Annotated in this window: 20 protein-coding genes; 12 read left to right on the top strand and 8 right to left on the bottom strand. The window is 70.6% G+C overall.

What is annotated here, in order from left to right; translation table 11 throughout:
• Positions 1–100 precede the first annotated feature (100 nt).
• Positions 101–1,228, top strand: coding sequence for a DUF2786 domain-containing protein (locus ACFWBT_RS02155; RefSeq protein ID WP_385694708.1), 1,128 nt, complete (start codon positions 101–103; stop codon positions 1,226–1,228).
• A 30-nt stretch (positions 1,229–1,258) separates the two neighbouring features.
• Here ACFWBT_RS02155 and ACFWBT_RS02150 read toward each other — a convergent pair whose 3' ends face one another.
• Entirely contained in the window at positions 1,259–1,807 is a 549-nt protein-coding gene (locus ACFWBT_RS02150; RefSeq protein WP_385694705.1) for a DUF4232 domain-containing protein, read from the bottom strand.
• A 224-nt stretch (positions 1,808–2,031) separates the two neighbouring features.
• Entirely contained in the window at positions 2,032–2,538 is a 507-nt protein-coding gene (locus ACFWBT_RS02145) for a hypothetical protein (RefSeq protein ID WP_385694702.1), read from the bottom strand.
• A 457-nt stretch (positions 2,539–2,995) separates the two neighbouring features.
• Between ACFWBT_RS02145 and ACFWBT_RS02140 the strand changes: the two genes are divergently transcribed.
• Both ACFWBT_RS02140 and ACFWBT_RS02135 read left to right on the top strand, forming a co-directional pair.
• Positions 2,996–3,370: an SRPBCC domain-containing protein gene (locus tag ACFWBT_RS02140; protein WP_385694699.1), complete on the top strand. Its 375-nt coding sequence runs from the start codon at positions 2,996–2,998 to the stop codon at positions 3,368–3,370.
• A 49-nt stretch (positions 3,371–3,419) separates the two neighbouring features.
• Positions 3,420–3,704, top strand: coding sequence for a DUF397 domain-containing protein (locus tag ACFWBT_RS02135; protein WP_385694696.1), 285 nt, complete (start codon positions 3,420–3,422; stop codon positions 3,702–3,704).
• 167 nt (positions 3,705–3,871) lie between these two features.
• Here ACFWBT_RS02135 and ACFWBT_RS02130 read toward each other — a convergent pair whose 3' ends face one another.
• Positions 3,872–4,390 carry an ATP-binding protein gene (locus tag ACFWBT_RS02130; protein ID WP_385694694.1) on the bottom strand — a complete coding sequence of 173 codons (519 nt, stop codon included), beginning with the start codon at positions 4,388–4,390 and terminating at the stop codon, positions 3,872–3,874.
• 338 nt (positions 4,391–4,728) lie between these two features.
• Here ACFWBT_RS02130 and ACFWBT_RS02125 point away from each other — a divergent pair, with 338 nt between their 5' ends.
• The 6 genes from ACFWBT_RS02125 (at position 4,729) to ACFWBT_RS02100 (ending at position 10,433) form a co-directional block, all read left to right on the top strand.
• Positions 4,729–5,553, top strand: a complete 825-nt coding sequence (locus ACFWBT_RS02125; protein ID WP_385694788.1) for a helix-turn-helix domain-containing protein — start codon at positions 4,729–4,731, stop codon at positions 5,551–5,553.
• A gap of 135 nt (positions 5,554–5,688) precedes the next feature.
• The gene (locus ACFWBT_RS02120; protein ID WP_385694691.1) at positions 5,689–7,149 is read left to right on the top strand and encodes an aldehyde dehydrogenase family protein; all 1,461 of its coding nucleotides are present in this window, start codon (positions 5,689–5,691) and stop codon (positions 7,147–7,149) included.
• A 124-nt stretch (positions 7,150–7,273) separates the two neighbouring features.
• Positions 7,274–7,822 carry a DinB family protein gene (locus tag ACFWBT_RS02115; RefSeq protein ID WP_266761193.1) on the top strand — a complete coding sequence of 183 codons (549 nt, stop codon included), beginning with the start codon at positions 7,274–7,276 and terminating at the stop codon, positions 7,820–7,822.
• 41 nt (positions 7,823–7,863) lie between these two features.
• A complete protein-coding gene (locus ACFWBT_RS02110; RefSeq protein ID WP_385694688.1) occupies positions 7,864–8,505 on the top strand; it encodes a PadR family transcriptional regulator in 642 nt (213 codons plus the stop codon).
• A 138-nt stretch (positions 8,506–8,643) separates the two neighbouring features.
• A complete protein-coding gene (locus ACFWBT_RS02105) occupies positions 8,644–9,600 on the top strand; it encodes an ATP-binding cassette domain-containing protein (protein ID WP_385694685.1) in 957 nt (318 codons plus the stop codon).
• Between the two features lie 104 nt (positions 9,601–9,704).
• The gene (locus ACFWBT_RS02100; RefSeq protein WP_385694786.1) at positions 9,705–10,433 is read left to right on the top strand and encodes an ABC transporter permease; all 729 of its coding nucleotides are present in this window, start codon (positions 9,705–9,707) and stop codon (positions 10,431–10,433) included.
• A 136-nt stretch (positions 10,434–10,569) separates the two neighbouring features.
• Here the strand turns inward: ACFWBT_RS02100 and ACFWBT_RS02095 are convergent, their stop codons facing one another.
• Together ACFWBT_RS02095 and ACFWBT_RS02090 are read right to left on the bottom strand one after the other, a co-directional pair.
• Complete coding sequence (locus ACFWBT_RS02095) at positions 10,570–11,976, bottom strand: glutamate decarboxylase (protein ID WP_385694682.1); 1,407 nt, start codon at positions 11,974–11,976, stop codon at positions 10,570–10,572.
• Between the two features lie 96 nt (positions 11,977–12,072).
• Positions 12,073–13,359: an ion channel protein gene (locus ACFWBT_RS02090; RefSeq protein WP_385694680.1), complete on the bottom strand. Its 1,287-nt coding sequence runs from the start codon at positions 13,357–13,359 to the stop codon at positions 12,073–12,075.
• A 128-nt stretch (positions 13,360–13,487) separates the two neighbouring features.
• Here ACFWBT_RS02090 and ACFWBT_RS02085 point away from each other — a divergent pair, with 128 nt between their 5' ends.
• Positions 13,488–14,255 carry a MerR family transcriptional regulator gene (locus tag ACFWBT_RS02085; RefSeq protein ID WP_385694677.1) on the top strand — a complete coding sequence of 256 codons (768 nt, stop codon included), beginning with the start codon at positions 13,488–13,490 and terminating at the stop codon, positions 14,253–14,255.
• Positions 14,256–14,452: 197 nt separating this feature from the next.
• On the opposite strand, the gene ACFWBT_RS02080 is transcribed toward ACFWBT_RS02085, so the two are convergent.
• Entirely contained in the window at positions 14,453–14,818 is a 366-nt protein-coding gene (locus tag ACFWBT_RS02080; protein WP_385694675.1) for a YbjQ family protein, read from the bottom strand.
• A gap of 141 nt (positions 14,819–14,959) precedes the next feature.
• Here ACFWBT_RS02080 and ACFWBT_RS02075 point away from each other — a divergent pair, with 141 nt between their 5' ends.
• Positions 14,960–16,096, top strand: a complete 1,137-nt coding sequence (locus tag ACFWBT_RS02075) for a DedA family protein (RefSeq protein WP_385694672.1) — start codon at positions 14,960–14,962, stop codon at positions 16,094–16,096.
• Between the two features lie 25 nt (positions 16,097–16,121).
• Here ACFWBT_RS02075 and ACFWBT_RS02070 read toward each other — a convergent pair whose 3' ends face one another.
• A complete protein-coding gene (locus ACFWBT_RS02070; RefSeq protein WP_385694669.1) occupies positions 16,122–17,780 on the bottom strand; it encodes a threonine/serine exporter family protein in 1,659 nt (552 codons plus the stop codon).
• A gap of 158 nt (positions 17,781–17,938) precedes the next feature.
• Complete coding sequence (locus tag ACFWBT_RS02065; RefSeq protein ID WP_266761211.1) at positions 17,939–18,430, bottom strand: inorganic diphosphatase; 492 nt, start codon at positions 18,428–18,430, stop codon at positions 17,939–17,941.
• A 79-nt stretch (positions 18,431–18,509) separates the two neighbouring features.
• On the opposite strand from ACFWBT_RS02065, the gene dacB reads away from it, so the two are divergent.
• Positions 18,510–20,066, top strand: coding sequence for a D-alanyl-D-alanine carboxypeptidase/D-alanyl-D-alanine-endopeptidase (dacB, locus tag ACFWBT_RS02060; RefSeq protein WP_385694666.1), 1,557 nt, complete (start codon positions 18,510–18,512; stop codon positions 20,064–20,066).
• Positions 20,067–20,114 lie beyond the last annotated feature (48 nt).

The following is a 20,114-nucleotide window of genomic DNA, read 5'->3' as shown; positions in this document are numbered from 1 at the left end:
GAACCGTCCGCCGGCCGCCGGGACACGACCACCAGGGGGCGTCCCGGGGGTGGGGCAGGCCCTACCTCGGGACCCGGCCGGCCCGTGACACGATCGGGGGATGAGTACGTCCAGCACCGTGGAGCGCGCCTTCGCGGCCGCCCTCTACGCCGACTCCGAATCGGCCCTCGACACCGGCGCCTCCCTGCTCGCCGCCGATCCGGCTTCCGACGCCGAACTCGCCCGGCGCGGTGAGGAGTTCGTCGCGGCGGCCTGGCGGCGCGGCTGGCAGCCCGCCGATGTCGTACGGATCGTGCGGCGCGACCTGGACGACGTGCACGTACGCCTGGTGACGTCCTCGATCCTCAAGGAGCGGGAAGGGGACCGCTCGGCCAGGGGCCCGCGCTGGGCGGCCCAGCTCGACGAGCTGGAGGCCGAGCCCCACGACGTCCGCACCGACCGCTTCTCCCGCGCCACCGCGGTCCTGGAGCTCTACCGTCTGCTCCTGCGCCTGCCCGCCATCGAGCCGCTGGACGCGCCGCGGGCGGTGACCACGGCGGCCGCGCCGCAGGAGACGCGCATGCTCACCCGCATCCGTGCCCTGCTGGCGAAGGCGGAGGCGACCGGGTTCCCGGAGGAGGCGGAGGCACTCAGCGCCAAGGCGCAGGAGCTGATGGCGCGGCACAGCATCGACGAGGCACTGCTCGCCGCCCGGACCCACGCGAAGGACGCGCCCGGCGCCTGCCGGATCGGCGTCGAGCCGCCGTACGAGACGGCCAAGGCGGTGCTCCTGGACGCGGTGGCCGGTGCGAACCGCTGCCGGGCCGTGTGGAACGAGGCTCTCGGCTTCTCGACCGTGGTCGGCTTCGAACCCGATCTGGAGGCGGTCGAGTTGCTCTACACCTCGCTCCTCGTGCAGGCCACGGCGGCGATGACGAAGGCTGAGGCGGCGCAGCGGGCGGGCGGCCGCAAGCGTACGAAGAGCTTCCGGCAGTCGTTCCTCGCCGCCTACGCGCACCGGATCGGCGACCGGCTCGCGTCGGTCGCCGAGGGCCAGGTGACCGCCACGGAGGGGGAGTTGCTGCCGGTGCTCGCGGCCCGTGACGTGGCGGTCGCGGACCACCTGGACCGGATGTTCCCCGAGACCGTGACGACCCGGATGCGTGGGGTCACCGACGAGGCCGGATGGCACGCGGGTGCCGCGGCGGCGGACCGGGCGCAGGTCAGGGACCGGCGCCCGCTCCCGTAGGAGCCCGGCGGGGCGGGCGTTCGTCCGCCGTCAGTCGCCCGCGTGCTGGAACGCCGTCACGGAGGCGTTCGGCTCGCTCGCCGATCCCTTGCCGGCGACCGGGCCGTACGACCACGGGAAGTCCTGGGTGGTGTCGGCGCCGGGCAGAGCGATCTTCAGGGTCTTCGCGGCGAGGGTCTTCGCGTCGCCTTCCGCGCCCCGGACGTAGGTGATGGTGAAGGACGCGGTGTCGCCCTTGGCGAGGGTCAGCTCGGCCGGCTGCGCGGACTCGTCCGCGACGATGTCCGCGGAGGTGCCGCCCGCCTGGACGGAGAGGCTCGGGAAGCCCTTCAGGGTGCACGCGGCGCCCTTGTTCGTGAGGGTGACCGGGATGTTGCCGGTGTCCCCGGCGGCCGTGGCGGCGTTCGCGGGACCGACCTGGATGCCGGTGTCCCCGATCCCGCAGGCCGCGACGGTGGGCTTCTTCGCGGGGGCGGAGGAGCCTCCGGATTTCCCGGAGTCGCTGGAACCGCCGTCGTCGCAGGAGGTCAGGGCGAGGGCCGCCGCGAGGACGGTGACGGCGATGGGCAGAGCGCGCATGGGTTCCCCTGGGGGTCGTGACGATGTGCATGGATCATCACGCACGCGGGTCCACCGAGGTTGCGCACCCCTGGCCGTTCACCCGCCCCGGATCGATATCGCCCGTTTTTGTCCCAGGGTCTTCCTCGCGCTGACGGAATGAGCCGACTCCGGGCCGAAGGGGATCGCGCTTTCGGGGGTCGGCCATTGTCCGACCCTGACCCTGACCCTGAGCGGGAGCCGGATCAGGAGCCCAGGCTCGCCGTGGGCAGCCCCGTGGGCAGTTCCCCGCCCTCGCTCTTGGTGTAGGTCTCTTGGCCGAGGTCGCCCTCCCAGGTGACCTTCAGGGTCGTACCGCTGACGGAGTCGACCATGCCGACGGCGCGCTTCTTGCTGCCGTCCGTGCAGGTGAGGCGGATCATCCGCATCTTCGCCTCCTCGGACGAGGTGCCGCTGCACATGGTGCCGCCGGTCGCGAAGAGGCCCGCTTGCTTGCCGTTGATCATCAGGACCACGGCCTTGCCGCCCGCCGTGGTGAGCCAGCTGCCCTGGAGCTTGCCGCTCGCCGAGGACGTGCTTCCGGAGCCGCCACCCGTACCGGCGCCGTCCGTGGCGGACACGCTCGGGCTCGCCGACGGGTCCCCGGAGTCGTCGCCGCCGCTGCTGCAACCGGTCAGCGCGAGCGCCGCGGCCAGGCCCACGGCCGCGACCGCGGTGCGCGCCTGGCGGGACGGGAAGGTCGCCGTAGTCACTGAAGCCCCCAAGGGTGGGATGGATGCGGGTCGCCCGAACGATCGCAGCAAGCTATCAGGAGGATCCATGAGCCTCCGGCGGAAAACCCTCGTGCGCTTGCTCACGCGGCTTCCCTCGGTGCCGGAGTTCCTGCCGTCGCTTCCGCCGGAGTCCCCGGCCGGAGCCCCCGCCGGAGCCCGCGAGGACCGGATCGTCGCCGCGCTCGCGACCTCACGACCATCCGCGTCGACCAGTTCCTGCCGCATCCGTCCGCCGAGGTCCGGCGCGCCCTCACCGAGCCCGCACCGCTCGCGCAGTGGCGGATGGCGGGGTCCGAGAACTTCCGGCTCGAGGTCGGCCACCGGTCCACACCGATCGCGGTTCCGCGCCCGGTCCACGCCGACCGCGGTCCCGCGCCCGGGCATGAACTTCTCCGGCACCGTCGACGCGCGCGTTCTCGCCTAGGAGCGGGAGCGGATGCTGATCGTCCGGTGGGCGGACGCGGACCCCTCCCGTCCCGCCGAGTGGACCATTACCCGGACACTGGAACAGGAAGGGCGCAGTACGCGTCTGTTCCTAGTACACGAGGGATTCGATCCGGACGATCCCGCACAGATGATGGCGCGGAAGATCATGGACGGGGGCTGGAGCTCGCATGTGATGCGAGCTCCGGGGAATGCGCTGGACCGGATGTGGTCCGTTCCGCACTCCGGTGAGCTGCAGGCCGTAGTCGGGCGAACGACAGCCGGTAGTCAGGTGCCGGTAAAAGCTGTAACCGCAGGACCACCCCGCGTGCACGTGCATCTGCCCATGCATCTGCACATGAACAGAGCTATGATCCGAGTCAGTTGACTATTGCATCTATGGCCACCTCAGCCACTGCACGACCGGGGAGCGACCTGTGGACCACGACGTGTTCGACGTGGATGACGTGTACGACGGCATGGCTGAAGACGTGTACAACGGCATGGCGGCGACCGAGCTGGACGGCGTCGCCTGGCAGAAGAGTCGGCACAGCAACTCACAGGGTTCCTGCGTGGAGTTCGCGCGGTTGCCCGGCGGTGACGTGGCCGTGCGGAATTCGCGGTTCCCCGAAGGGCCCGCGCTCGTCTACACACGTGCCGAGATCGAGGCGATGCTGCTGGGCATCAAGGACGGCGAGTTCGATCATCTGATCGCGGGCTGACGGCCGTGGTCACGGGCCGTTCGGAGCGAGTCGGCCGCGGGAGCGTCGGCTGTGGCGGTGCCGGCCGCGGGAGTGCCGGCGGGCACGTCGGCGTCAACCGAGGGTGATCCTCACCCGCCGTTCAGTAACGCGCGTAGAACCGCGGCGCCGAAAAGCGCCGCGGTTCGTCATTCGGAGGGGAGCGCGGCCGGGGGCCGCGGTCCCAGCCGGAACAACGCCCACACGACCTTGCCGCTGAGCGTTCCGGCGAGCGGGTGCCAGCCCCAGCTGTCGGAGAAGGAGTCGACCAGGAAGAGGCCGCGCCCCGACTCCGCCGAGAAGTCGTCCGAGTCGCCGGCGACCGGACTGTCGTGGCTGGGGTCGCGCACCGCGCACACCAGACGCGAGGTCCACTGCATCAAGTGCAGCCGTACGGGCGGCCCTTGGTCGTCCTTGCGGGGCGTGTCCGAGGGCAGCGCGTGCCGCAGGGCGTTGGTGACGAGTTCGGAGACCACCAGGCAGACGTCGTCGAAACGGTCGCCTATCTCCCACTGGTCCAGCGTGCCGCGGGTGAACTGCCGGGCCTCGCGCACCGCTTCGTAGCGGGCGGGCAAGGCGCACGAGGCGGCGCTGGACACGGCCGCGGGATCGAGAGGCGGAAGTCCCTGCCGTAAGGGTTCGAGCATGGTCGATCCATTCGTCCCCATGCGAGGCACTCCCGGGTGTTCGCGGTCGTTGCGATGCAGCGGTGGCGCGGGGACCATGGTTCCGAATGCGTACAGCAGATGCAAGGGCAGATGCACGTGCACGCGCCCGAATTGGACCTTACTTTCCTAGTTCCTACTCTTTTCTTCTGTCACCTTATTCCCAGTTGTTGACGCCGCACTGATCTTTTCCTGTGCGGTGCCTTTGGCTACTTTCCGTTTCCGTAACCGAACGAGTACAGCTTGAAGTGTTTTAGTGGCAGACTTCGGCGTCTGGAAGACGGTTGGGGAGGCTGACGAACGTGAGCGCTGGTGAGTCGAGCGGCTCGGTGGTGCGGCGCATGCTGCTGGGGTCACATCTGCGGCGCCTGCGTGAGGCGCGTGGCATCACCCGTGAAGCGGCCGGTTACTCGATCCGCGCCTCCGAATCGAAGATCAGCCGCATGGAGTTGGGAAGGGTGAGCTTCAAGACGCGCGACGTCGAGGACCTGCTGACGCTCTACGGCATCAACGACGAGGCCGAGCGCACCTCCCTGGTCTCGCTCGCCAAGGAGGCCAACGTCGCGGGCTGGTGGCACAGTTACTCCGACGTCCTGCCCAGCTGGTTCCCCACCTATGTCGGCCTCGAAGGCGCGGCCCACCTGATCCGGGTGTACGAAGTGCAGTTCGTGCACGGCCTGTTGCAGACCGAGGCGTACGCCCACGCGGTCGTCCGGCGCGGCATGAAGGGCGCCTCCGCCGCCGACGTCGACCGGCGTGTGGCCCTGCGCCTGGAGCGCCAGAAGTACCTCGTCTCGGGGAACGCCCCCGAGTTCCACATCGTCCTCGACGAGGCCGCGCTGCGCCGCCCGTACGGCGACCGCGAGGTGATGCGCGGACAGCTCCAGCATCTGATCGAGGTCTCGGAGCGGCCCAACGTACGGCTTCAGGTCATGCCGTTCAGCTTCGGCGGGCACTCCGGCGAGAGCGGCTCCTTCACCATCCTGAGCTTCCCGGAGTCCGACCTGTCGGACGTCGTCTATCTGGAGCAGCTCACCAGCGCGCTCTACCTGGACAAGCGCGAGGACGTCATCCAGTACGAGAGCGCGCTCAAGCAGCTGCAGCAGGACAGCCCGGGGCCGTCCGAGAGCCGCGATCTGCTGCGGGGGCTGCTCCAGCTGTCCTGAGAGTGCCCACAGACTTCCCCGGTCTCCTTCAACTCCCTTGAAACACAAGTACGATGACGTGTGATCAGACCGTGATCGGATGTCTGCTGACCCGGGCCAAGGACTGCCTCGGCAGCACAGGGATTGAGGGAGCACATGTCGTCCTACTTCACCGACCTGGCCCAGCAGTACATCGACGGCGAGTGGCGCCCGGGAACGGGCTCCTGGGACATCATCGACTTCAACCCGTACGACGGCGAGAAGCTGGCGTCGATCACGATAGCCACGGTCGAAGAGGTCGATGACGCCTACCGCGCCGCCGAGCGCGCCCAGAAGAAGTGGGGCGCGACGAACGCGTACGCGCGGCGTGCGGTCTTCGAGAAGGCGCTCGCCCTCATCGACGAGCGCGAGGCGGAGATCACCGAGGTGATCATCGCCGAGCTCGGCGGCACCCGCCTCAAGGCGGCCTTCGAGCTGCACCTCGTCCGGGAGTTCCTGCGCGAGTCGGTCCAGCTGGCGCTGCGCCCCGAGGGGAAGATCATCCCCTCGCCGGTCGACGGCAAGGAGAACCGCCTCTACCGCGTCCCGGTCGGCGTCGTGGGTGTCATCAGCCCCTTCAACTTCCCTTTCCTGCTGTCGGTCAAGTCCGTCGCGCCGGCTCTCGCGCTCGGCAACGGCGTGGTCCTGAAGCCGCACCAGAACACCCCGATCGCCGGCGGTTCCCTGGTCGCGAAGATCTTCGAGGACGCGGGCCTGCCCGGCGGTCTCCTCAACGTCGTCATCACCGACATCGCCGAGATCGGCGACGCCTTCATCGAGCACCCGGTCCCGAAGGTCATCTCCTTCACCGGCTCCGACAAGGTCGGCCGGCACGTGGCCACGGTCTGCGCCGCGAACTTCAAGCGCTCGGTGCTCGAACTGGGCGGCAACAGCGCCCTGGTGGTCCTGGAGGACGCGGACATCGACTACGCGGTCGACGCGGCGGTGTTCAGCCGCTACGTCCACCAGGGCCAGGTCTGCATGGCCGCGAACCGGGTCCTCGTGGACCGGTCGATCGAGGCCGAGTTCACCGAGAAGTTCGTCGCCAAGGTCAGGACGCTGAAGACCGGCGACCCGAGCGACCCGCAGACGGTCATCGGCCCGGTCATCAACTCCTCGCAGGCGGACGCGCTCTCGGGTGCCGTCGAGCAGGCGATCGCCGAGGGTGCCACCGCCCTGCTGCACGGCTCGACCACCGACAACCTGGTCGAGCCCTCCGTCCTGACCGGCATTCCCGCCGACTCGGGCCTGCTCCAGCAGGAGATCTTCGGCCCGGTCGTCTTCCTCGTCCCGTTCGACGGGGAGGAGGAGGCGGTCAGGATCGTCAACGACACCCCGTACGGCCTCTCCGGCGCCGTCCACACGGCCGACATCGAGCGCGGCGTGAACTTCGCCAAGCAGATCGACACCGGCATGTTCCACGTCAACGACGGCACCGTCCACGACGAGCCCCTCGTCCCCTTCGGCGGCGAGAAGCACTCCGGCATCGGCCGCCTGAACGGAGAGACGACGGTCGACGCCTTCACCACGACGAAGTGGATCTCGGTGCAGCACGGGCGGAGCATCTTCCCCTTCTGACGCGCCTTCCTCGGGCCTCCTGAACATGTGCTCGCGCCCCGGACCCTTGCGGACAGAAACTGACCGCAAGGGTCCGTAGCGTCATCGGTGTCAGGCAACAGGACCCGAAGAAAGGCGGCCGGTCATGGTCACGCACGTGCGAGCCGAGGAGCAGGGCGACGAACGCGGAGCGCTGCTCGCCTTCGTGGAGGAGCAGCGCGGCGGCATCCGCCGGGCACTGCTCGGGCTGACCGAGGAGCAGGCGGCGAGCAGGCCGAGCGCCAGCGAACTCTCGCTCGGCGGGCTGCTCAAGCATGTCGCCGAGGTCGAGCAGGGCTGGGTCGCACGGGCCAAGGGGGAGCAGCCCGCGGTGAAGCGGGACGAGTCGAACTGGCACGAGTGCTTCGTCCTCACGGAAGGCGAGACGGTCGCCTCCCAGCTCGCGTACTGGGAGAAGGTCGCCGCCGAGACGGAGGCGTTCCTGCGCTCGGTGCCGAGTCTCGACGACACCTTCGCGCTCCCGAACGACCCCTGGTTCCCGCCGGAGGGCCGCGTCTCGATGCGCTGGCTGGCCCTTCACCTGATCCGCGAGACGGCCCGCCACGCCGGGCACGCCGACATCATCCGTGAGTCCCTGGACGGCAGGACCGCCTTCGAACTGGTGGCGATGGAACAGGGCACATCCTGGAGCTGACCGGACGACGGGGCTTCGCGGACACCCCCTAGGCTGGACGGATGTCAGCGATCCGTCTCCTCGTGCTCGGCGCGGTCCGCCAGCACGGGCGGGCCCACGGCTACCAGGTGCGCAACGACCTGGAGTACTGGGGCGCGCACGAGTGGTCCAACGCCAAGCCCGGCTCGATCTATCACGCGCTCAAGCAGATGGCCAAGCAGGGACTGCTGCACGCCCACGAGATCGCGCCGTCCACGGCCGGCGGACCGCCGCGCACCGAGTACGAGATCACGGACAGGGGCACCGAGGAGTTCCTGGCGCTGCTGCGCGAGTCCCTGACGTCGTACGACCAGAAGATGGACGTCCAGTCGGCGGGCATCGGCTTCATCGTCGAGCTGCCGAGGGGCGAGGCGGTGGCCCTCCTGAAGGAGCGGATCCGCGGGATCGAGGAGTGGCGGGCGGCCGTCACCGAGCACTACGTGCCCGAGGACGGCCCCGAGCAGCTCGGCCACATCGGCGAGATCATGAACCTCTGGGTCCACACGGCCGACGCGGACGCCGCGTGGACGCGTAGCCTGATCGCCCGCGTCGAGGGCGGTGCGTACACCTTCGCCGGGGAGGGCGAGCCGTTCGTGGGAGTCCTCGGGGAGGACGAGGAGAACCCGTACGCGACGGGGGAGCGGCACCCCGAGGACGCGCGCTGAGCCGCGCACGGCCCCGCACTCATCAAGTTTGACTAATGCCTCGGCCGGGCATACCTTCTGCGGCATGCCAGTAGTCAAGTTTGAATACTGCTTTCCGGCAGCGGGCCGGGAGCGGGCTGCCGGAGCGGAGGGAGCGGGATGACCGAGGCGATCGTCGTCGTCGAAGGGGTACGCAAGCGGTACGGGGACAGGGACGCGCTGGACGGACTGGACCTGCGGGTCGGGTACGGGACGGTGCACGGGGTGCTCGGCCCCAACGGCGCGGGCAAGACGACCCTGGTCCGGGTCCTGTCCACGCTGCTGCGGCCGGACGGCGGCCGGGTGGAGATCGCCGGGCACGACGTGCTGCGCGAGGCCCGCCGGGTGCGGTCACGCATCGGACTGCTCGGCCAGCACGCCGCGCTCGACGAGGAACTCGGCGGCCGGCAGAACCTGGAGATGTTCGGGCGCCTCCACCACCTGGGCGCCCGCGCCGCGCGCGTGCGGGCCGGCGAGCTCCTGGAGCGCTTCGGCCTCGCCGACACCGGCCGCAAGGCGGTCCGCGCGTACAGCGGCGGCATGCGGCGCCGCCTGGACCTGGCCGCCTCCCTCATCACCGACCCCGAGGTGCTGTTCCTGGACGAGCCGACGACCGGGCTCGACCCGCGCGGCCGGGCCGAGGTGTGGGCCGCGGTGCGCTCCCTGGTCGGCGGCGGCACGACGGTACTGCTCACCACGCAGTACCTGGAGGAGGCGGACCAGCTCGCCGACCGCATCTCGGTCGTCGACCGCGGACGGGTCATCGCGGACGGCACGGCGGACGAACTGAAGTCCCGGACGGGCGGCGACCGCATCGACGTGGTGCTGCGCGACGCGGGACTGCTGGGCGCCGCCGTGGCCCTGCTGCCGTTCCCCGGGGAGGGCGTCTCGGTCGACACGGACCGCCGGCTGCTGAGCGCCCCGGTCACCGACCGCATGGCGGCCCTCGCCGCGGTCGTACGCGCCCTGGAGGAGGCCGGGATCGAGGCGGAGGACATCGCGCTGCGGCGGCCGACACTCGACGAGGTGTTCCTGCACCTCACCGGGGGCGAGCAGCGAGTGAAGGAGGCCGTGTGAGCACGACGTACGACACCACCCGCGCAAGGAACCGGGGACCTTGGCGGCACGGGGGACCCCGGGGACCGCGTGAGGACGGCCGGCTCCTCTCCGACTGCTGGACCATGACCCGCCGCGAACTCGCCCACTGGGCACGGCAACCGGTCCAGGTCGCGGTCGGTCTGGTCTTCCCCGTGATGCTGCTTCTGATGTTCGGCTACCTCGTCGGCGGCGGCCGGGGGGTCGAGGGCGACTACGTCGACTACCTGGTGCCGGGAATGCTCGCCCTGACCATGGCCTTCGGCCTGGAGGGCACGATGCTGGCCGTCACCCAGGACCTCAACAAGGGCGTCATCGACCGCTTCCGCTCCATGCCGATGGCCAACGGTGCGGTCCTGGTGGGCCGTTCGGCGGCCGACATGCTCCAGTCGGCCGTGGGCCTGGCCGTGCTGACCGGGGTCGGGTACGCGATCGGCTGGCGCGCCGACAGCACGCCCGGCGCGTTCCTCGCGGCGATGGGCCTGCTCCTGCTCTTCCGCTTCGCGATGCTGTGGATCGGCATCCACCTGGCGATGGTGGCCGGGAAGCCGGAGATGGTGCAGGCCGTGCAGATCCTGGTCTGGCCCGTCGGCTTCCTGTCCAACGCCTTCGCCGTCCCCGACTCCATGCCCGGCTGGCTGGGCACGGTCGTCGCATGGAACCCGATGTCCCAGACGGCGACGGCCGTACGCGACCTGTTCGGCGGACCGGGCGGGGAGCCGGGCCACATCGGGGCGGCGGTTCTCTGGCCCCTCGCCCTGCTCGCGGTCTTCTTCCCGCTGGCGGTACGGCGATTCGCCCGCCTGAGCCGCTAGCGGAACACCTCGCCCGCCCGGCGCCGCGAACCGGGCGGGCGCCGCGAACCGGGCGGGCGCCCGCCGCTCTCCAGAGCGTTGCCCGCGGCACGGCGGCAGCCCCTGGTGGACGGCAGCCCCCGCTGGACGGTGGCCCCTAGTGATGGAAGCTCGTCGCCGCCCCCTTGTCGTGGGTCATCGGATGCGGCTGGAGGCGCAGTTCGGGCAGCAGCCGGGTCAGGTCCTCGATGAAGAGGTCGGCGAGGTCGGAGGTGAATCCGTTGCGGCACACCACGCGCAGCACGGACAGGTCCTCGCGGTTCTCGGGGAAGGTGTACGCGGGCAGCAGCCAGCCGCTCTCGCGCATTCTCCGGGACACGTCGAAGACGTCGTACGCGGTCACCTCGGGCGCCGTCGTGAAGGCGAACACCGGCAGCTCGTCGCCCCGGGTGATGAGCCGGAAGTCGCCCAGACAGTCGACGCGTTCGGCGAGCGCGCGCGCCACCTCCCGGGTCGTCTGCTGCACCGCCCGGTAGCCCGTCCGGCCCAGTCGCAGGAACGTGTAGTACTGCGCGACGACCTGGGCTCCCGGGCGCGAGAAGTTGAGGGCGAAGGTCGGCATGTCGCCGCCCAGGTAGTTCACCCGGAAGACCAGTTCCTCGGGCAGTTCGGCGGCCGTCCGCCACAGCGCCCAGCCGACACCCGGGTAGACCAGGCCGTACTTGTGCCCCGAGGTGTTGATCGACGACACCCGGGGCAGCCGGAAGTCCCAGACCAGGTCCTCGTCGATGAAGGGCGCGACCATCGCCCCGGAAGCGCCGTCGACATGGACCGGGATGTCCAGGCCCGTGCGCTCCTGGAGCCGGTCCAGCGCCGCGCACAGCTCCTGGATCGGCTCGTACGACCCGTCGAAGGTGGAGCCGAGGATGCCGACGACGCCGATGGTGTTCTCGTCGCACAGCTCGGCCGCCGCCTCGGGGTCGAGGTGGAACCGGTCGCCCTCCATGGGGATCTGGCGGGCCTCGACCTCCCAGAAGTTGCAGAACTTCTCCCAGCACACCTGGACGTTCACGCCCATGATCAGGTTGGGTCGCGCGCCCGGGTAGCGGTCCGCGTTGCGCTGCGCCCAGCGCCGCTTGAGCGCCATGCCGGCGAGCATGCACGCCTCGCTCGAACCGGTGGTGGAACAGCCCACCGCGGCGGACGGGTCCGGCGCGTTCCACAGGTCGGCGAGCATCGCCACGCAGCGCCGCTCCAGCTCGGCCGTGCGGGGGTACTCGTCCTTGTCGATCATGTTCTTGTCCCGGCACTCCGCCATCAGGATCCCGGCCTGCGGTTCCATCCAGGTGGTGACGAAGGTGGCCAGGTTCAGCCGGGAGTTCCCGTCCAGCATGAGCTCGTCGTGGACGATCTGGAGGGCCGTCGTGGGCGGCAGCGGGCCGTCGGGGAGCCGGTGCTTCGGCGGTGCCTCGATCATGCCGCTGACCGGATTGGTCTCGCCGTAGAACGGGTTGACGGACATCGGGCGTTCATCGGGCGTCTGGTGGCCCTGGTGGAGCGGCATGGACTTCTCCCAACGGTTCAGCGGGACGGGGCGTCCCCTTGGTTCATCGGATGGGGGGTTCCCGGTGGTTCATCGGGGATGCGGTTCTCCGGAGGTTCATCGGATCGGGCTTCCGTCCTCGTGCAGCTGCATCTGCGGACGTCCGGTCACCAGCAGCCAGGCCGGCAGCGAGGCCATGCAGAGCAGGGCGATGATCGTGGGCGAGGACACCAGGACGGCGGCCGTGAAGAGGCTGACCCAGCCCTGCCGCGTGATCGCGAGGAGCGTGCCCAGCACCCCCGCGGCCAGGCCGAGTGAGGCCGGGACCGAGGGCACGAGCGCGTGGGCGCACAGGCCGAACGCGGCACCGGCGAAGACGGCGGGGAAGATCCGGCCGCCCCGGAACCCGCAGGACGCCGCGACGACCAGCGCGGCCAGCTTCACGACGGCCATCAGCGCGTACCGGCCCGCCGAATAGCCGTCCGGGTTCTTGGCGATCTCGGCGACCTGGTCCAGGCCCTTGAACAGCGTCAGCGGGCCGCCCAGGCAACCCAGCAGACCGAGGACGAGCCCGCCGACGGGCAGGGCGACCATGGGGTGGCGCAGGAGCGAGAAGACCTTGTGGGCGTAGGGGAAGAGGTAGACCGCGGCCATGCCGAGCACCGCCGCGGCGGAGGCGATCACCAGCGCGGCCAGCACATCGGCCCAGCCGGGATCACCGAGCGGGGGCAGATCCAGGTCGAAGCTCGGATGGCCGATCAGCGACGTGGTGATCGAGCCCACCGCGGCCGCGGTCAGCGGCGCGAAGAGGTTGTCCCACAGCAGGCCCTTCATCTGCCGTCCGGCGAGCGCCTCGGAGATGACCAGCGCCGCCGCGACCGGTGTACCGAACAGGGCGCCGATCGTCCCCGCCTCGGCCAGCGTCACCCACAGCGCGCCGGGTGCCGCGGGCGCGAACCTGCGGCCCGCCCAGAACGCCAGCGCGACGTTGACGGCGATGATCGGGTTCTCGGGGCCGAGGCTCGGGCCGCCCGCCAGCATCAGCGCGGTCGCCACCAGCAGCCCGGGCAGGATGAAGGGCGCCATCGGCTCCGCCTGGAGCCCCAGGGTGGCCGGGTCGGGTCCCGCGTGCCCCGGCGCCTTCCACACCACCAGACCGACCAGGATGCCGGTGCTGGTGAGCATGACGATCATCCAGAGGGAGGAGTACCCGCCGATGCCGAGCGCGTCCGGCAGGTCCGTCCACAACACGTCCTTGAGCTGGTCGGCGAGCTTGCTCACGCCCACGTAGAGGAGGCTCGCGACCGCGCCGACGACCACGGCCGGGAGAAACAGCGGCAGCAGGGTCCGTGCGGGCGTCGCCCGGGCGAGGGCCGGCCCCGGGGGAGTCGCGTCGTCGGTCACGGGCTCACCCTAAGCGCGCGAAACGGACATAACATCCCGAGCGTCCGCGCCGGACCCCGGAATTACGGGCTTGCGCCTCACGTCACGTCAGGCCTCATCGTGAAGGGCGTACCGAGGAAGGAGCGGAAGTGAGCTACTCAGTGGGCCAGGTCGCCGGGTTCGCCGGAGTCACGGTGCGCACCCTGCACCACTACGACGAGATCGGTCTCCTCGCGCCCGGCGAACGCAGCCATGCGGGTCACCGGCGCTACAACGACGCCGACCTCGACCGGCTGCAGCAGATCCTGTTCTACCGAGAACTCGGCTTCCCGCTCGACGAGGTCGCCGCCCTGCTCGACGACCCGGAAGCGGACCCGCGCGCGCACCTGCGCCGCCAGCACGACCTGCTGACCGCCCGGATCGAGAAGCTGCAGAAGATGGCCGCGGCCGTGGAGCACGCCATGGAGGCACGCACGATGGGCATCAACCTCACGCCCGAGGAGAAGTTCGAGGTCTTCGGGGACAAGGACCCGGAGGCGCACGCGGAGGAGGCCGAGCGCCGCTGGGGCGGCACGGAGACGTACGCCGAGTCGCAGCGCCGCGCCGCCCGCTACACCAAGGACGACTGGAAGCGCATGCAGGCCGAGGTGGCCTCCTGGGGAGAGCGGTACGACGCACTGATGGAGGCCGGCGAGCTGCCGGACGGCGAGCGGGCCATGGACCTGGCCGAGGAGCACCGGCTGCACATCACCCGGTGGTTCTACACGTGCACCTACGAGATCCACCAGGGGCTCGGCGGCATGTACGTCGCCGACGAGCGGTTCAAGGAGTTCTACGACTCCATGCGGCCGGGGCTGGCCGAGCACCTGAGGGACGCGATCACGGCGAACGCCGCCCGGCACCCCCGGGAAGCCTGACCCGGGACGCGTCCGTGGCGACGGGCTGCCGGCCCGGTCGAGCGCCGCTCACCCAGGCAGGTGCCGCGTGCCGCTCTCCCCGGGGTGCCGCCCCGCTGCTCACCCAGGCAGGTGCCGCCCCGCCGCCCGCGCGGGGCAGGTGCCGTCGGCGCCGGTAAGGGGCGTCCGCCATTGCGGGCGCCCCTTACCCGTTGTCGTTACTCCTTCACCAGGACCACGGCCGTGCCGTAGGCGCACACCTCCGTGCCCACGTCCGCCGCCTCCGACACGTCGAAGCGGAACATGAGCACGCCGTTGGCGCCTCGCGCGCGTGCCTGCTCCACGAGCCGCTCCATGGCCTGGTTGCGGGTCTCCACCAGTGTCTTGGTGAGCCCCTTGAGCTCACCGCCGATCATCGACTTCAGACCCGCGCCGATCTGGCTGCCCAGATGGCGCGAGCGCACGGTGAGGCCGAAGACCTCTCCGATGACCTGCTCGACGCGATGGCCGGGTACGTCGTTCGTCGTCACGACCAGGACGTCCGAGTGGGGACCCTGGCCGCCGCCGTATTCATCGATGCCCATGGCTCACAGCTTTGTCCCAGTCGCCGCACAGTGCATCCTGGAGTCACGGGTGGAACCTGGCGTGGACGCATTGCGTTGATAGCTTTGGTCGGCCGTACAGGACCCGCCGTACCTCCCTTCACCCCTCAGGAGCCCGGAACCGTGACGACGCTTGCCCTCGGTCCCAGCTGGCTGGATCCGAACACGCTCCTGGACAACTTCGGCATCTGGGGCCTGCTGCTCATCGTCTTCGCCGAGTCCGGCCTGCTCATCGGCTTCTTCCTGCCGGGCGACTCGCTGCTGTTCACCTGCGGTCTGCTGATCACCGCCGGCACCATGGACTTCCCGCTGTGGGCGGCGATCCCGCTGATCTGCCTCGCCGCGATCCTCGGCGACCAGGCGGGCTACCTCTTCGGCAAGAAGGTCGGGCCCTCGCTCTTCACCCGCCCGAACTCCCGCCTGTTCAAGCAGGAGAACGTGGTCAAGGCCCACGAGTTCTTCGAGAAGTACGGGCCCAAGTCCCTGGTGCTGGCCCGCTTCGTGCCCATCGTGCGCACGTTCACGCCGATCATCGCCGGCGTCAGCGGCATGAAGTACCGGCCCTTCCTCATCTTCAACATCATCGGCGGCGTCCTGTGGGGCGCGGGCGTCACGCTGCTCGGTTCCTGGCTCGGCGGGATCGACTTCGTGAACAAGAACATCGAGGCGATCCTGATCCTGATCGTCCTCGTCTCGGTGGTCCCGATCATCATCGAGTTCCTGCGCGCCCGTTCCCAGGCCAAGAAGAACCCGCCCCAGGAGTCCGTCGCGGCCCAGCCCGCGGCCGGCCGCACCCGCCCCGCCGCACCCGTCATGGACGACGCGACCAGGCCGCTGCGCGTGCCGCCGGTCCAGGAGGGCCAGGACCCGTCGTACGGCTACCAGGGCCACGGCCAGTCGTACGGCCATCAGGACCACGACGGGTCGTACGGGAACCAGGGGCACGACGCGTACGGGAACCAGGGCCAGGGCTACGGCCATCCGGGCAACCACCAGGGCCAGGGCCACCAGGGCAACCACCAGGGCCAGGGCCACCAGGGCCAGGGCCACGGCTACCCGCAGCAGCAGCAGGAGCCGTACCAGCAGCCGTACGGCTCGGACCAGGGCTACGGCTTCGACCAGCAGTACGACGACCAGGGTTACCAGCAGGGCTACGACCAGGGCCGGACCTACCCGCCCCAGCAGCACCCCCAGGGCCACCCGCAGCAGCCGTACGGCTCGGAGCAGTACCGCTACGGCCAGGGCCCCGCGCAGAACTGAGGCCCCGCCCTCAGGCAACCGGTCCTCAGAACCCGCGTGTCCGCTTGGCGGCCCGCCGCCCGCCGGTGGAGCCGCCCGGCAGGCGCAGGAACAGCCGCGAGATCTCCGAACCCAGGTTCACGCCGATCGCGATGGCCATGGCGAGGGCCGCCGCCTTGGTGAGCGACACCAGGCCCTTGTCGACCTCGTTCTGGGCGATCGACAGCAGACCGAAGTAGGTCGCCGAACCGGGCAGCAGGGGCCCGATCGCGGCCGTCGTGTACGGCAGCGCGGAGGCGAACCGGTAGCGCGAGAGCAGCTGTCCGAAGAGACCCACCAGGCCCGCGGCGACGGCCGTGGAGGCCACCGGCGAGATGCCGCCCGCGTAGTGCATCGCCCCGTACACCGACCAGGCCACGCCGCCGTTGAGGGTCACCGCGAGGACGGTCGACCGTTCCTGCTGGAGCAGGATCGCGAAGGTGAGCGACAGCAGCATGGAAGCGGCGATCTGGAGCACCGGCCGCTCGGAGAGGCTCAGCCCCGCGTCCGGGTTGAGCTGCGTACCCAGCTTCACGCCGAAATAGAGCACCATCAGGACGCCGGAGACGATCCCCACGAAGAAGTACATGACTTCGAGCAGCCGCGCGGACGCGGTGATGTAGAAGCCGGTCAGCCCGTCCTGCACCCCCGCGACGAGTGCCCGCCCCGGCAGCAGCGCGAAGAGCCCACCGGTGATCACCGCGGAGGCGTTCACGTCGACGTGCGCCAGCGTGAGCGCGACCCCTATCGCGGCGGGCGGCATGGCGGCCACCGTGAACTGGTAGAACTCCGGCAGCCCGCGCCCCGCGCAGAGCCACGCGAGCCGGTCGCCCAGCATCGCGCCGAGCGCCGCGGCGACGAACACGATCGCGTCGCCGCCGACGAGGACGGAGGCCGCGCCGGCGAGCAGCCCGCCGGAGGCGGTCAGCACCCAGCCGGGATACGGGTGCCGGTTGCGCCGGATCTCCGCGAGGCGCCCGTAGGCCTCCTCCAGGGAGATCGTGGTCTCCGGGTCGCTCAGGTCGTCGACGAGCCGGTAGACGGCCCCCAGGCGCGTGTAGTCGGTGCCCCGGCGGCGCACGGTCCGTGACGCCGTCACCGGGTCGTCCACCAGGGACGGCTGGTGCGAGATCGACAGCAGGGTGAAGGTGACGGTCGGCTCGCAGCGGTCCAGCCCGTAGGAGCGGCAGACGGCGAACATCGCCGTCTCCACGTCCTCGGCGCCCTCACCGCCCGCGAGCAGCAGCTCGCCGATGCGCAGGGTCAGGTCGAGCACGCGCGGGACGGCGGGCCCCGACTCGTCCTCCTTGTGTACCGGTTCGGGCGCGGGCCGCTCGGTCACGGGCATGCGCAGCATCGTGCGCATCCGGTCCTGCCACGGCGCGTCCTTGGTCAGGCTGACGAGAGGGATACCGGTCGCCGGCGTGAAGGCGGGCGGCGCCTGCCGGGCGCTGTAGGTGCGCGGGGTGCTGAACGCCGAGCCCTCCTGCTCCGGCCCGGGCGGCTGCGGGGCGTCGAGGCCGACGGGGAGCGCGAACTCCGACGTCGTCGACGACTCCTCGTCGGCCACCGCCGGTCCCGGCGCCGCCACACCGGCGGGCGGGCTGAAAGCACTCCTCGCCTCGTCCGACTGCGGCTTGCGGTCTTCCGCTTCCGGGTCCGCCACCAACTCCAGCCTCGCCTTTCACGTCCGTGTGGTTCTTCTACTTGCCTTCCGTATGCCTCAGTATGCGTACGGACACACGAACGGGCCGCGCGACCCCCAGGGGGATCACGCGGCCCGTTCGGAAGCGGGGGAGGTCATTGACCACCCGAGGGGGGAGGTCAGTGACCGCCCTGATCCTTGAGGCGCTTGTAGGAACGCTCGATCTCGGCCTCGGCCTCGGTGCGGCCGACCCAGTTGGCGCCCTCGACGGACTTGCCCGGCTCCAGGTCCTTGTAGACCTCGAAGAAGTGCTGGATCTCCAGGCGGTCGAACTCCGACACGTGGTGGATGTCGCGCAGGTGCTCCACACGCGGGTCGTGCGCCGGGACGCACAGCAGCTTGTCGTCGCCGCCGGCCTCGTCCGTCATACGGAACATGCCGATCGTGCGGCACTGGATGAGGCAACCCGGGAAGGTCGGCTCGTCCAGGATGACCAGGGCGTCCAGCGGGTCGCCGTCCTCGCCGAGGGTGTTCTCGACGAAGCCGTAGTCGGCCGGGTAGCTGGTCGAGGTGAAGAGTCGACGGTCCAGACGGATCCGACCGGTCTCGTGGTCCACCTCGTACTTGTTCCGTGAACCCTTCGGAATCTCGATCGTGACGTCGAACTCCACCGGTGGCTCCTCCATGATCAGCACATAGTTCTGGTGGTTAAGTGTCCCTCACGCAGGTGGGTGATCGCGAAAGGGGCTGGTGGTCGTGCCAGAGCTGAGGGCTTGGCGGGCCGCGAGACCGCATGTGGTGCGGGTCGCGCGGACGGTGAGACCGCGTGTGGCGCGGGTCACCCGAGCCATGCGGCCGCGTGCCGTTCGGTTCACGACACCGCAGCTCACGGCCGTCGCCGCCACCGTGGGCCTGGCCCTCGCGGCCGGGGCGGTGACCGCGGCCGGTCCCTGGGACTCCACCGGTCAGCGTACGGCCGAGCGCGACTGGGCCGCATCGCGGGAGCCGGAGGGTGGCACAGATCACGCACGTACATCCGGTACGCCCCGAACGTCACCCCGTCCCGCCCCCAGCGCCGCCTCCGTCCTGGCCGGACTCGGCGGCTCCACGGGCGCCGTGCCCGCGCCCGCCGAGAAGGCCCTCAAGGACGTCCTCGACCCGCTCCTGGACAACCCCGCCCTCGGCTCGCTGCGCACCGCCGTCGTGGTCGACGTGGCGACCGGCAAGCGGCTCTACGGCAAGGGCGCCGAAGAGGTCCAGACACCCGCCTCCACCACGAAGATCGCCACGGCCGTCGCCGCCCTCGCGGCACCGGGCCCCGACCACCGCATCCGGACGCGTACGGTCCTCGAACCCGACACCAAGGAGCTCGTGCTCGTCGGCGGCGGCGACCCGACGCTGACCGCCCGCAAGCCCGCCGACGGCTGGGCGGACCTGCGCACCCTCGCCGAGAAGACGGCCACCGCCCTGAAGGCCCGTCACATGGACCACGTGACGCTCTCCTACGACACCTCGCTGTACAGCGGCCCCGACCTTCACCCCATCGGGTTCAACGAGAACATCGCGAGGGTCACCGCCCTGATGGTCGACGAGGGCCGCCAGGACGACACGACCAGCGGGACGGCCGGGCGCGCCCCGGACCCGGCGGCGGACGCCGCGCGGAAGTTCGCGGACCTGCTGCACGACGTCGGCATCAGGACGACATCGCCCGGCCCCTCGAAGGCGACGAGCCGCTCGCAGGCCCTCGCCTCCGTCTCCTCGCCGCCGCTGTCCGCCCTGGTCGAGCGGATGCTGACCAACAGCGACAACGACATCGCGGAGGCACTGGCCCGCCAGGTGGCCATCGCCACCGGCGAGGAACCCAGCTTCGAAGGCGACGCGAAGGCGATCCGTGCCCAGCTGAAGAAGCTGGGACTCCCGCTGTCCGGTGCGCAGTTCGCGGACGGCAGCGGTCTGAACCGTGCCGACAAGCTCTCCGCCGACCTGCTCGCCGCCCTGCTGGCCAAGGCCGGAGACCCGGCCCACCCCGAACTCCGTTCGGTCCTCACCGGTCTGCCCGTCGCCGGCTTCACCGGCACCCTCAGCACCCGGTACGCCGACGCCCCCACCGCCACCGGCGTCGTCCGCGCCAAGACCGGCACCCTGACCGGCGTCAACACCCTCGCCGGCACCGTCGTCGACAAGGACGGCCGGCTCCTGGCCTTCGCCTTCCTGACCTCCGACGCGGCCCACCCCCCGAACCCCCTGGAGGCGCGGGCGGCGTTGGACCACACGGCGACGGCACTGGCGGCGTGCGGCTGCCGGTAGCCGCACGCCGGGAAAGTGCGACCCGCCCGACCCGCGAGCACCAGGAGC

The organism is Streptomyces sp. NPDC060027 (assembly GCF_042737005.1).
In the GTDB taxonomy this organism is placed as follows: domain Bacteria; phylum Actinomycetota; class Actinomycetes; order Streptomycetales; family Streptomycetaceae; genus Streptomyces.
Note: the sequence above shows the minus strand (reverse complement) of the source record. Positions and strands in the feature narration are given on the sequence as shown.